The 12,021-nt window shown below is 64.0% G+C and carries 10 protein-coding genes; 2 read left to right on the top strand and 8 right to left on the bottom strand.

Going from position 1 to position 12,021, the window contains the following annotated elements:
* Window positions 1-73 precede the first annotated feature (73 nt).
* Entirely contained in the window at window positions 74-751 is a 678-nt protein-coding gene (locus THI_RS05645; protein WP_064135032.1) for a winged helix-turn-helix domain-containing protein, read from the bottom strand.
* 90 nt (window positions 752-841) lie between these two features.
* On the opposite strand from THI_RS05645, the gene THI_RS05650 reads away from it, so the two are divergent.
* Window positions 842-1,690: a DMT family transporter gene (locus THI_RS05650; RefSeq protein WP_013105278.1), complete on the top strand. Its 849-nt coding sequence runs from the start codon at window positions 842-844 to the stop codon at window positions 1,688-1,690.
* A gap of 344 nt (window positions 1,691-2,034) precedes the next feature.
* On the opposite strand, the gene waaC is transcribed toward THI_RS05650, so the two are convergent.
* The 5 genes from waaC to THI_RS05675 form a co-directional block, all read right to left on the bottom strand.
* Window positions 2,035-3,051 carry a lipopolysaccharide heptosyltransferase I gene (gene waaC, locus THI_RS05655; protein ID WP_013105280.1) on the bottom strand — a complete coding sequence of 339 codons (1,017 nt, stop codon included), beginning with the start codon at window positions 3,049-3,051 and terminating at the stop codon, window positions 2,035-2,037.
* The gene (locus tag THI_RS05660; protein WP_013105281.1) at window positions 3,048-3,947 is read right to left on the bottom strand and encodes a Kdo hydroxylase KdoO; all 900 of its coding nucleotides are present in this window, start codon (window positions 3,945-3,947) and stop codon (window positions 3,048-3,050) included. The genes waaC and THI_RS05660 overlap by 4 nt, the downstream gene beginning before the upstream one ends.
* A 49-nt stretch (window positions 3,948-3,996) precedes the next feature.
* Window positions 3,997-4,509, bottom strand: coding sequence for a TIGR00645 family protein (locus tag THI_RS05665; protein ID WP_013105282.1), 513 nt, complete (start codon window positions 4,507-4,509; stop codon window positions 3,997-3,999).
* A 54-nt stretch (window positions 4,510-4,563) separates the two neighbouring features.
* Complete coding sequence (gene metG / locus THI_RS05670) at window positions 4,564-6,729, bottom strand: methionine--tRNA ligase (protein WP_013105283.1); 2,166 nt, start codon at window positions 6,727-6,729, stop codon at window positions 4,564-4,566.
* 70 nt (window positions 6,730-6,799) lie between these two features.
* The gene (locus THI_RS05675; protein WP_013105284.1) at window positions 6,800-8,890 is read right to left on the bottom strand and encodes an FUSC family protein; all 2,091 of its coding nucleotides are present in this window, start codon (window positions 8,888-8,890) and stop codon (window positions 6,800-6,802) included.
* A gap of 80 nt (window positions 8,891-8,970) precedes the next feature.
* Here THI_RS05675 and THI_RS05680 point away from each other — a divergent pair, with 80 nt between their 5' ends.
* Window positions 8,971-9,975 (top strand): ketopantoate reductase family protein, encoded by a 1,005-nt coding sequence (locus tag THI_RS05680; RefSeq protein ID WP_013105285.1) that lies wholly within the window; start codon window positions 8,971-8,973, stop codon window positions 9,973-9,975.
* A 181-nt stretch (window positions 9,976-10,156) separates the two neighbouring features.
* On the opposite strand, the gene phaP is transcribed toward THI_RS05680, so the two are convergent.
* On the bottom strand, window positions 10,157-10,717 hold the full coding sequence (gene phaP / locus THI_RS05685; RefSeq protein ID WP_013105286.1) for a TIGR01841 family phasin: 561 nt from the start codon (window positions 10,715-10,717) through the stop codon (window positions 10,157-10,159).
* Between the two features lie 224 nt (window positions 10,718-10,941).
* Window positions 10,942-11,970, bottom strand: a complete 1,029-nt coding sequence (locus THI_RS05690) for an inositol monophosphatase family protein (protein WP_041608918.1) — start codon at window positions 11,968-11,970, stop codon at window positions 10,942-10,944.
* Between the last annotated feature and the right edge of the window lie 51 nt (window positions 11,971-12,021).

Consider the following 12,021-nt stretch of genomic DNA (forward strand, 5'->3'; position numbering starts at 1 on the left):
GCAAGAACCTGTCTGAATCCTGTCCAGCCGTGCCAAAGATGTAAACAAATCTTGACAGTGCGAATGCTTCGCTTCACTGCATCGACTTTTCCGTGGCCCAGCGATACCCCGCGCCATGCACGGTTTGCACACGCTGATGCAGATCATGTGGACGAAGGTGCCGCCGCAGGCGAGCCACCGCGGTGTGCACGGTGTCGGCGTGCGCGCGTGCGGGAATGTCCATGGCCAATCGCAGCTCTTGCGGGCTCAGGATGTCGCCCGGACGTGCGCCCAGAGCCCACAACAGCAGAAACTGCTGCGAGGGCAGACTGAGGCAATGATCCTGAATGCGGAGCGTCCGGGTTTGTCCGTCGAGCTCCAGAAGGGGTTCCAGCTGGACGCGGTCTCCAGTCTGCGGTGCGAGGCGTTCACGCAGGCGAGCGAGCTGGGCGCGTATGAGCTGCGGCGGGCTGTCGATCGGCAGCAGGGCATCGGCGCCCGCGTTTAGCGCAGCCATGGCGCCGGGTGAGGCGCAGTCTGGCAAAAAGGCGATGACTCGGGACGTTTGGCCTCCGAGAGGATGTCGCAGGCGCATCAGCCAGTTGGTCAGTTCATGCACGTCCTCGCCGCTGACAGCCAGTACGGCCCAGGCATCACCGACTTTCAGCCGCCGTAGGGCCTCATCGGCATCGACAGGCTGGCTGTTCCTGTCCTGGCAGGGTGTGGGGGCTGAGGCGAATTGAAGCGATAGAACAGAATGTTTGATCGGCACGATCTGGGCAGGTGGTCCGCTGATGAGAGCCAAGTGTGCGTAACCGTTTTGACAAAAGCGTGACAGGTCGGCCCACTACCATGCGCAGCAATGAAACTCAGCACCCAAGCCAATCTCTACGCCCTCGGCGCCATTGCCCTGTGGGCAACGCTCGCTACCCTGGGGGTGGCGCTTTCTCAGGTGCCGGCCTTCGCGCTGACCGGGTTGGCGCTGATCATCGGCAGCGTGCCGACGTGGGGCCATTGGCGGCAGTGGCGCGTGTCTCGCGCGGCGTTGGCGTTGGGCGTGTATGGCCTGTTCGGATTCCATTTTCTGTTGTTCATCGCCTTGCGCCACGCGCCGCCGGTGCAGGCCAATCTGGTGAATTACCTCTGGCCCTTGTTCATCGTGGTGCTGGCGCCGCTGCTCTTGCCCGGGGTACGCCTGCGGTCGGCGCATGTGCTGGCGGCTGGCCTGGGTTTTCTGGGGGCGGGGCTGGCGATTCTGGGCGGTCACTCGTTAGAGGCGGCCTGGGCCTGGGGCTACCTTCCGGCCCTGGGGTCGGCTCTGATCTGGGCTACGTTCTCGCTGGGCAGCCGCCGCATGGCGCAGTCGGGCAAAGGGTTTCCCACGGCGGCGCTGGGCTTGTTCGGCCTGATTTCGGGCCTGCTCGCGCTGGCCTGTCATGTCTGGCTGGAGCCGCCTTTGCACCTCGGCCTGCGCGATGGCTTGCTGATCGGGGTGATGGGGCTGGGGCCCCTGGGCGGCGCCTTTTTGTTGTGGGACCGGGCGCTGAAACTGGGTGATCCGCGCACCATCGGGGTGTTGAGCTACCTCACGCCTTTGGCGTCGACCCTGCTGCTGATTGCCGTGACCGGGCGCACGCTGACGATCTGGATCGGTCTGGCAACGGTGCTGATCGTCGGCGCCGCGTTGTTGGCCGTGCGGGTGAAAGACTGAGTTTTTTCATCAGGTAGCGTGATTTTGGCGGGCCACACAGGCCGATCTCGATGCGCTCACCGCAGATCGGCAACTACAGGCAACTACCTCACGCGCAAGCTGGGGTTGCTGGGAGCCAGACAAGCCCTATAGAAACTTGCCCTGATTGGCCAGGGTTCGCGCTTGCTGCAAGTCCGCGGCTCGCCAGCCCAGGGTGCGCTCCGTGGCGCTATTCAGCCAGTGGGTTTGCGGTGTGACCAATATATCGGCTCGGTGTTCGGGTGGCCGGAGCAGGGGCACGGCCAGACGCACCGACATGGCGGCCGCATAAGCACCGCATCATCAACGCGGGATGCGAGTGTAGGTCAGCGCAACTCTTCGACCGCTTGCCAGGCGGCGTCAATGCTCGGCGTAATGCCATCGCCGCCAAGGGTGCGGGCCAGGTGGGGTGATGTGGGGGTGAACAGCTCGGGCCCAGTGCTGACGAACAGTCCCACCACCGGGCGACGCAGCGCCGCGGCGAGATGGGTGAAGCCGGTATCGACGCCCACCACCAGCCGACTCTGCGCAATGACGGGCAGCATGTCGAGCAGGCTGCGGCGGTCGAGAATCTGCGCGCTGCCCGCCGGAAGCGCGGCGATGATGCGCTGCGCACGCTCCTGCTCGGCGGCGTTTCCCCAGGTCAGTTGCAGCCGCAGCCCAGCCTGCACCAGACGGGCGGATAGCGCCTGCCAGTGGTCGAGCGGCCAGAGCTTTTCCGGCTTGGAAGCGCCATGCGCGAGGAAGACGGTATCGGCCTTGGCAGCGCCTGGCTCGCGGGCGTAGCGCTGATCGATCGCATAGTCCACCGGGCGGTGCAGGTCGGTGTCGAGCACAGCCTGCGCAAACACCCGCCGCCCCTCGGTGCCATGCAAGCCGACGGGTCGGGCGAAATGCAAGTGGTAAGCGCGAGCGGCGAGCGGTTCGCCGCCGCAGTCTTGCGCGCGATAGCCGACGCGCAGCGCGCCACGCGCTAGACGGGAGATGATGGCGCTTTTGAGCACGCTGTGCGGGTCCCAGATCAGGTCGTAGCGCTCGGCGCGCAGGGCGCGTAGCACAGCGCGCAACTCGCGTAATTCAGCGAGGCTGCGCTGTTGTTGCACTGCCTTGAGCGGCAGGGCAAAGACCTGACGCACGGCGGGGTGCAGCCGCGGAATGTCGGCGAAGCGGGCATCGACCGCCCAATCGATTTCGATGCCGGGCCAGCGTGCGGCGATGTCGGAAACGGCGGGCAGGGTCTGCACCTGATCGCCCATGGCGGACAACTGCACCAGCAGCATGCGCTGCGGGGCTGACGGCAGGGCGCCCTGACCCCACCGCAGTGGGAGCTGCGCTCGCGTCATGCGGCGGGCAGCAAGGCTTTGCCCATCAGGTCTTCGAGCACCTTGAGCGGCGCGGTGTGCGGATAGAGCTGGTGCCGAGGTTCGAGGTAGAAGGTTTGCTCCATCATGTATTGCCCGCCCATGACGGCGTGCAGCACCTGATCGGAAAACACCACCCAGGTCGTGCCCGGCGCGAAGTCCACACTGCGCTGCGGCGCGTCTTTCTGATAGGCCAGATCGGCCTTCATTTTGTCGTGCAACTGCAGCATGTAGTGGTCGTAGTCGGTGCGATGCGATTTGGTGATTTTGAGCGCGCGCAACACCGCCGCCGAGCCGGGCACGGGGGGGGTGAGCCGTGGTGCAAAACGCTGCAGAAATTCGGGGAAGGGCTCGCCCACCCGCCACTGACGCGGCCGCCCTTCGGGATTGAGATTGGTGAATACGCGCAGCAGCCGCACGCCATGAATCGGGTTGGAGGGGAAGGCATCGACGTGCAGCCGGGTATCGTCTTTGCGCCAGCTCGTCTCGCGACCCTCGACCTGAATTGGGCGATACGAGGCCTTGGCCGCGCGCAGCTTGCCCCGATAGTGCGGAAACAGCCGGTCGACCAGGGACTGGGCCTGATGGGAGAATCGCTGAATCATGTCGCGCAATTCGGCCTGGTCTTGGGGGCTGCCCGACGCGCCGCGAATGCTGCCGTCATCGCGCAAGCTGATATTTTTGGCTTTGCCGTCGCTGATGGACGGGGTGAGAAAGCGGCGCTCGCTTGCGCTCAGTTCGAAGTGCAGCTGCGGGAAGCACAGCACATGGCCACCTTCGAGCAGGTGCTCCACTCCTGCGGTAGGTGCGCGCTCGGTAGGGCTGGCATCCCAGGCGGTATCGGGAAAGTTGCGGATGGTGTCGTCGAGTGCGGCCATATGACCTCCTGCAAAAAATAGACTGCCTACGGTGCACAGAATAGGGTGCTCAGTGATTGTCCGCCTTGATGCCCGACAGCCGGTCCATGAGCGCAAACATCACGCCGGAAAACACCAGCACCAGATGGATGGCGATGGCCCACGCCATGTCGTCACGGCTGGCTTGGCGCACATTGATGAAATATTTGAGCAGTTCGACCCCCGAGATTGCCACGATGGAGCCGATGAGCTTGAGCTTCAGATCGGAAAAGGTGACGTGGCCCATCCAGCTGGGGCGGTCTTCGTGGCCGCCGGTGTCGATCTTGGAGACGAAGTTCTCGTAGCCGGCAAAAATGATGATGATCAGCAGATTGGCCACCAGGGCGATGTCCACCAAAGACAGAATGGCCAGCATGGCCTCGCCGCCCGTGCCGGAAAACACCACGGACACCGCGCCGACGAAGGTTTTGACAAACTTCACCAGCAGCAAAACGATGCCCAGCACCAGGCCGATATAGAACGGCGCCAGCAGCCAGCGGCTGCCGAAAATCAGAACTTCCAGAGCATGTTCGACGCGTTTCATGAGGGCTTTGCCAAAAGGAGAGACGGAGATGCGCGCGACTGTAACGAGGCTGCGTTACCGCACCCGCATGCCGGGCTGCGCTCCCGTATGCGGTTCGAGAATGTAGAGGCCGGGCTGCGCCTTTTCGTCGGCGGCGCTGGCGGCCAGCACCATGCCTTCGCTCAGGCCGAACTTCATTTTGCGCGGCGCGAGGTTGGCCACCAGTACGGTGAGCTTGCCGATCAGGTCTTCAGGCTTGTAGGCGCTGGAGATGCCGGAGAACACATTGCGGGTGCGCGGCTGGCCGTCGGGCGTGGTTTCGCCCACGTCGAGGGTGAGGCGCAGCAGTTTGGTCGAGCCTTCCACAGCTTCGGCATGGGCGATGCGAGCAATGCGCAGATCGATTTTGGCGAAGTCGTCGATGGTGATGAAGGGGTCTTGCGTGGCGTCGGCAGTCGGTGCTGTGGGCGTCATGGCTTGGGCGGCGGGCTTGGCAACTGGCTTGGCAAGGACGGGCGCTGCGGGCGGATCGGTCTCGAACAGGGCGTCGAGGCGCTTGGGGTCGATGCGGTGCATCAGGTGCTGATAGGGTGCGGCGTGTTGCGGCAGTTCGGTGGCGTCGCTCCAGACGAAATCGCGCTCCAGCCCGAACAGCTCGCGCGCCACGCGAGCGGTGAGCGCGGGCAGCACCGGGCTGAGCATGACCGACAGCAGCCAGAACCCGGCCAAGGCCTGCGAGCAGGCGTCTTGCAGCTCGGCGCGGCGGGCTTCGTCTTTCGCCAGAATCCAGGGCTGGGCGGCGTCGAACGCGGTGTTGATGCGGTCGGCGTAGGCCATGATTTCGCGCAGCGCACGGGCGTATTCGCGCGCTTCGAAAGCAGCGGCCACGTCGTCGGCGAGGGCCTTTGCGGCGTCGCGCAAATCGCCGGTGTTGTGGGCATAACCCAGCTTGCCGTCGAAGTATTGGCTGATGAATTTGGCGGCGCGGCTGGCGATGTTGACGTATTTGCCGATCAGGTCGCTGTTGACCCGGGCGACGAAATCTTCCGGCGTGAAGTCCACGTCTTCCACCCGCGCGGTCAGCTTGGCGGCGAGGTAATAGCGCAGCCACTCAGGGTTGAGGCCGATGTCGAGATACTTCAGCGGCGAGATGCCGGTGCCCCGGCTTTTGCTCATCTTCTCGCCGCCGACAGTGACAAAACCGTGCACATTGATCTGGCTCGGAGTCTTGCGGCCCGAGAAGTGCAGCATGGCCGGCCAGAACAGGGTGTGGAAGTAGACGATGTCCTTGCCGATGAAATGCACCTGCTCCACCGCCGGATCGGCGACGAAGGCGTCGAAACTCTGGGCGGTGCGCGAGGGCGCGTGCCAGTGCTGTGCGGCCTGCCCCTTGTCGAAATGGTTTTTCAGGCTGGCGAGGTAGCCGATGGGGGCGTCGAGCCAGACGTAGAAGTATTTGCCCGGCGCGTCGGGAATTTCGATGCCGAAGTAGGGCGCGTCGCGCGAGATGTCCCAGTCGGCCAGGCCGCCGTGGCCGTTTTCGTCGGTGGTGAACCACTCGCGCACCTTGTTGAGCACTTCGGTTTGCAGATGCGGCTGACCGTGGGCGTTGGCGGCCTGCGTCCAGTCGCGCAAATAGTCGGCGCAGCGGTCGGACGAGAGCTGAAAGAAGTAGTGCTCGCTCTTGCGCAACTCGGGCGTGGCGCCGGAAAGTGTGGAATAAGGGTGCTTGAGTTCGGTGGGCGCGTACACCGCCCCGCATACCTCGCAGGCGTCGCCGTACTGATCGGCCGCGCCGCACTTGGGGCACTGCCCTTTGATGTAGCGGTCGGGCAGGAACATGCCCTTGACCGGATCGAAAAACTGCTCGATGTCGCGCATCGCAATCAGGCCGTTCTTGCGCAGCGCGCGGTAGATGTCCTGCGCGAGTTGATGGTTTTCCGGCGCGTCGGTGTTGTGCCAGTTGTCGAAGCGGATGTGAAAGCCGTCGAGGTATTGCGCCCGCCCGGCGGCGATGTCGGCGACGAACTGCTGCGGCGTCTCGCCCGCCTTCTCGGCGGCGATCATGATGGGCGCGCCGTGGGCATCGTCGGCTCCGACGAAGTGCACCTCGTGGCCCTGCATGCGCTGAAAGCGCACCCAGGTGTCGGCCTGGATGTATTCCATGATGTGGCCGATGTGGAACGGGCCGTTGGCGTAGGGCAGGGCGGTGGTGACGAAGAATCGGCGCTTGGAAGTCATGGTGAACGGGGTGGAGTGCGCCCGGCCGGGAGTGCCGGGGCGTGCGGGCGTTGCCGCGCAAACGGCTATTTTAGGTGGCGACGGGCGAAAGGATTTGACGCGACAACTGGGCGATCGTGCGCCCTTCCGCTTCCACCTCGCGCAGGCGGCGCTCGATCGGGGTGTCGATGGCGCCGGTTTCGGCCGCTTCGATGCACGTCGCCTGCCCGTCTAGACCGAGACAGCCTTGCAACAGGGCTAGGGTGTGGCGCAGGCGGGCCTGCTCGGCGGCAGACAGCACCCGGTCGCCGCGCTGCGCCCTGAGCACGCGCAAGGTGGCGAGGTGGGCGCTGAGCAGATCGCTGTGGGCGATGAACGCGGCGAGTTCGCGCCGCATGAGCTGATGCTGACGCGGCTCTTCCAGCATGCGGGCGTGCAGGCCGCCCACGGCGGCGAGCGCGTCTTGAATGCGCTTGCGCTCGCGGCGGTAGTTCAGGTCGCTGACCTGCTGCGGGTCGAGCACGGCCCGCGCATAGCCCAGCGCGGCGCGCTGCAGGGCATCGACCTGGCGGCGCAGATCGTTGGCCTCCCACCTGGGCAGCACAAAGCTGAAAGCCCAGGCCAGCGCCGCACCAATCAGCGTGTCTTGCAGGCGCTGGGTGACCAGAAACTGGGTGCCCGGCTCCAGCAAGGCCACGAGCAGCAGGGCGTTGACGCTGGCGAACAGGGCGGTGAAGCGGTAGTTGAGAGTGATGAAGGTGCGCGCAAAGGCCAGGGAGACAAACACCCCCAGCGTCATCACCCCCAACGACGGGTGGGTGGAGAGCAGGGCCGCAACCAGGATGCAGCCCAGAAGCGTGCCCAGCACACGGTCTTTGATGCGCTGGCGGGTGACGCTGTAATTCGGCCGCAGAATCACGCCGATGGTCAGCAACACCCAGTAGTCATGCGGGTGATAGGGCAGGGCGCGCAGCACCAACTCGCCTGCGAACAAGGCCAGCGCTAGACGGATGGCATAACGCAGGATAGGTGATTCAAAGCGGATGGATTGCCACAGCGCGTTCGGGTCGTAGCGCAGCGGGCTGAGAAAGGCCTGCAGATCCATACCCTGCAGTGGATCGGGCTGAGTCGGCGACCCGACGGGTTTTTCTTGAGCGAGCAGATCGCTGATGCGCTGAAACTTGTCGGCACTGGCGCGCAAGGCCATGCGGGCCTGCTCGAATTCGGCGCTGGGCTGGCTGGGCTGCAGGGTGGCGAGTGCATGCTCGATGGTTTGCGCGCAGGGCAGGTGGGCCGGCAGGGTGTTGGCCGGCCTGCCGCGCAACAAGGCGTCGGCGCGCTGGTCGAGGGCATTGCCGATGCGCTGCGCCCAGTCGCGCAGCGCATCGGGCACGGGCGTGGCGTCGAACTGCTTGAGAATCAGGTCGCCATCGGTCTGGCCGGCCAGCAGGGCTTCGTTGACCTCCAGCAGCAGAATCAGCCGCGCCGCCAGGGCGCGATCCGCCGCGGTGCGCACATCCCGCAGCACGATGTCGCGCGTGTTCTGCAAGGTGTCGTTGATCGCGGTGAGTTGCGCTACCGCGCCGCTCAATCCAGAAGACTGCCCGCCGAAGTGATTCGCCAGCCAATGCGCAAACTGTCCCAACTGCGCCAGCAACTCGGCCAACGCCTGCTCTTTGGTTCGCCGACGCAGCCAGCGCGCCAGCAGCAGGGCATAGGCGGTGTAGAGCAATGCGCCGATGAAAAACAGCGCCACGGCCGCCGCCAGTTGCACCGGGCCTTGCAATGGCGGAGAACCCACGGTGATGACCGAAATGAACAGCACGCTGAAACTCATCGCCAGCGCCCGCTTGCCCCACACGGCGATCAACCCGCTGATAAAACCCAGCACGGGAATGAGCACGATCTGCACCGCAGGCCACCACAGGCTGGCGCCGACCAGCGCGAAGGCAACCGTGCTCGCCACGCTGGTAAACAACAACTCCACACGCTTGACCCGGGTGGGCGCCGGGTTGTCGGCGAAGCAGACGGTGAGCGCGCCGCTGCCCAGGGCGATCGCAGGGCCCAAGCCCGCGATTGCGTAAGTCACCAAGCCGAACAGGGCGACGCCCACGGCCGACACCAGCCCGCTAGTGAAGTAGCGGCCGTGGAGCAATACGAGGACTTGTCGCGGTGTCAGCATGGGAGGAGTTTTTTGCGTGCTATTGTCGTTGGAGAGTTGTCTATTTGCGCACGGCTGAACGTGCTACGAGGAGCAAGAGCATGGCATCCCCCTGGAAAATTCTGGTTGTTGGCGCAGGCGCCGTGGGCGGTACGCTGGCCGTTCGGCTTGCGGCAGCCGGACACACGGTCAGCGTGCTGGCGCGTGGTGCGCATCTGCAGGCGATTCAGCGCGCCGGGCTGTGTCTGGAAGACCCGCAAGAGCGGGTTTGTGTCGAGGTGCAGGCCAGCGACGATCTGGCCGATTTCGCGCCGCAAGATCTCGTGATTCTGGGCCTGAAGGCGCATCAACTCGGCCCCGTTCTGCCGCAGCTTCGCCCTTTGCTGCATGCCGATACGGTTGTGCTGCCCGCCATCAACGGCGTGCCCTGGTGGTATTTCCACGCCGACACCAGCCCGCAGGCGCGCACGGCGCAGGGGCGCACCGCGCATCTGGAAAGCATCGACCCCGGTGGCCGCTTGCTGGGCGCCATCGACCCGGCGCATCTCGTGGGCTGCGTCGTGCACGCCAGCGCCGAGGTGGCCAGCCCCGGCGTGATACGCGGCAATGGGCAATACCGCTATGTGATCGGCGAACCCACACACACGCGCAGCCCACGCGTGCAGGCGCTGGCCGACCTCTTGCGTGCGGCGGGCTGCGAGCCGGAAGTCACCGACCGCATCCGCGACGCTATCTGGATGAAACTCGTCGGCAATGCCACCTTCAACCCGGTGGCCGCGCTGACGCGAGCGCGCATGAACGCCATCTGCGACAACCCCGAACTCGTCGCCCTCATCCGCGACGGCATGGCCGAGATCATGGGCCTGGCGCGGGCCTATGGCTGCGATCCGCTGGTCAGCATCGAGCAGCGCATGGAGATCGCCCGCGGCATCGGCCCGGTGAAAACGTCCACCCTGCAAGACCTGGAGCGCGGCCGCGCACTGGAGATCGCCGCCTTGCTGCACGCTCCGCTGGAAATGGCCCGCCTCGCCCACCATCCCATGACCACCCTGCAAACGCTGAGCGCTCTGTTGGGTGAGCTTGATCGGCAGGTTTGCAAGGCTTGAAGATTGGCAAAAAAAAGCCGGTCAGAGACCGGCTGGAAGGGTACCTTTGGGGTACCGAGGAGACAACTGTTTGGGCGATAGGCGGCGCTTTTTGAATCGGCCGCTCAGCCACATGAGCCATCAACGCAGCGTGGGAGCAAAAGTTGACAAGCCACCACACCGCGAAATAACGGCTGAACGATCAGGCTGCGGCGCGCTTGGCGGCGGTGCGGCTGGTGGTTTGCGCCGCTTTCATTGCGGTGCTGGTTACGGCGTTCATATTGGCTTCCACTGCTTCGGCGGCCTGCTTGGTGACTTTCTGCACCGAGTCATAGGCGTTGTTGGCAGCGTTCATGGCGCTTTTCATCATGGCCACGGCGGTTTCCGAACCGGCCGGGGCATTCTTGGCGGCGGATTCGGCCAGGTCCATGAACTTCTTGTGGGTTTCAGAAATTTGCGACTCGGCGGTCTTGGCCAATTCGGCCTGGGCGCCAGAGGCAATTTCGTAGGCATGACGTGAGTAGGACAGAACCTTCTCGGCCATCGGCTGCATCCAGCCCGATTGCAGGGTCGACAGTTCTTGCAGGTCTTTGACCGACAGAAGCGCCATGGTGTGATCGGCGCTTTCTTGCAGCGAGGTCTTGACGGCTTGCATGTTCAGGTCAACCAGTTTTTCCATGTTGTCCATGGACTTGGCGGCCAGACCGAAAAAGGTTTCGAACTGGGCTTTTTGTGCTGCGGCGAATTGCTCGGGGGTCATCATGATGTCTCTCCTGGGTTGAGGGCGTTGGCTGCGGTTGAACTGCTAAAGGGGGCGGCAGCCAACACATTTTGAACCCGCAACGGTGTCACGAAGATGACGGCCTTCTCAGGTTCATTTGTGCACTGCACAATCCATATTGTAGAGATGACTTCTTGAATTGCAAGAAAAATTTGTGCGTTGCAGCAAAATTATTGAAATCTCAATAATTTCAATGAGTTGCCGATCTATTCCTTAGGGCGTTTGGGCTTGTAGACGGAAGGGGGAAGCGACTTTTCGGTTTGCCGCGGCTGGGCAACGTCGCTGGCTTTGATGCGGCGCGGTGCCGCCTTCACCCGTTTGCTTTCGGGTACGGCCAGAGTGCCCGATTTTTTGTCGGCCGCAGCAGTCATCAGCTCGACTTGAGCGGCGGTCATAGAGGAATCGGGCTCCGCGCGGCGCCCCGATTCTGATTCTGCTGGGGAGACTTTGGAAAACCGCTGCAACAGGCTGACGATCTGACCATAGACGCGGGGCGTGGCGGCGAGCACTTCACCGGTGAAAAGGAAGTCGCCATCGCCGGCAAAATTGCCCACCAGGCCACCGGCCTCGGTGATCAGCAGACTGCCGGCGGCAATGTCCCAGGGTTTGAGCCCTGTTTCGAAAAATCCGTCGTAGCGCCCCGCAGCCACGTAGGCCAGGTCGATGGCGGCAGCGCCCGGGCGGCGCAGGCCGACGCAGCGCTGCGCCACGAGCTTGAACATTTCGAGATAGGTGTCGATGTCGTCGTTCTTGCGAAACGGAAACCCGGTGCCGATGAGACTGTCTTCCAGCCGCACGCGGTTGGAAACGCGGATGCGGCGGCTGTTGAGAAACGCCCCGGCGCCGCGCGTGGCGGTGAAGAGTTCGTCGCGGGTCGGGTCGTAAACCACGGCCTGTTGCACCACGCCGCGATGGGCCAGTGCGATGGAGACGGCGTACACCGGCATGCCGTGTATGAAGTTGGTGGTGCCATCGAGTGGGTCGATGATCCACTGATATTCCGACGAGGCATCGCCGAAGGCGCTACCAGTCTCTTCTCCCAGAATGCCATGCTGCGGATAGGCCTTGAGCAGCACGTCGATGATGGCTTGCTCGGCGGCGCGATCGACTTCGGTGACGAAATCGTTGGCGGCTTTTTGCGCGACGCGCAGCAGGTCAATATCGAGACTCGCGCGGTTGATGATTTTGCCGGCTTCGCGCGCTGCGCGAACGGCCACATTGAGCATGGGGTGCATGGTGTCCTGAGCGCCAGCAACGACAATGGCGCGAGAAATTTCGGGAAGTGA

The organism is Thiomonas arsenitoxydans, assembly GCF_000253115.1.
GTDB lineage: Bacteria > Pseudomonadota > Gammaproteobacteria > Burkholderiales > Burkholderiaceae_C > Thiomonas > Thiomonas arsenitoxydans.

Coding starts and splice junctions, on each gene's coding strand:
- THI_RS05675 (WP_013105284.1), bottom strand. CDS start 8,890: ATGCTGACACCGCGACAAGTCCTCGTATTGCTCCACGGCCGCTACTTC.
- metG (WP_013105283.1), bottom strand. CDS start 6,729: ATGACTTCCAAGCGCCGATTCTTCGTCACCACCGCCCTGCCCTACGCC.
- THI_RS05650 (WP_013105278.1), top strand. CDS start 842: ATGAAACTCAGCACCCAAGCCAATCTCTACGCCCTCGGCGCCATTGCC.
- phaP (WP_013105286.1), bottom strand. CDS start 10,717: ATGATGACCCCCGAGCAATTCGCCGCAGCACAAAAAGCCCAGTTCGAA.
- waaC (WP_013105280.1), bottom strand. CDS start 3,051: ATGACGCGAGCGCAGCTCCCACTGCGGTGGGGTCAGGGCGCCCTGCCG.
- THI_RS05680 (WP_013105285.1), top strand. CDS start 8,971: ATGGCATCCCCCTGGAAAATTCTGGTTGTTGGCGCAGGCGCCGTGGGC.
- THI_RS05665 (WP_013105282.1), bottom strand. CDS start 4,509: ATGAAACGCGTCGAACATGCTCTGGAAGTTCTGATTTTCGGCAGCCGC.
- THI_RS05660 (WP_013105281.1), bottom strand. CDS start 3,947: ATGGCCGCACTCGACGACACCATCCGCAACTTTCCCGATACCGCCTGG.
- THI_RS05690 (WP_041608918.1), bottom strand. CDS start 11,970: ATGCACCCCATGCTCAATGTGGCCGTTCGCGCAGCGCGCGAAGCCGGC.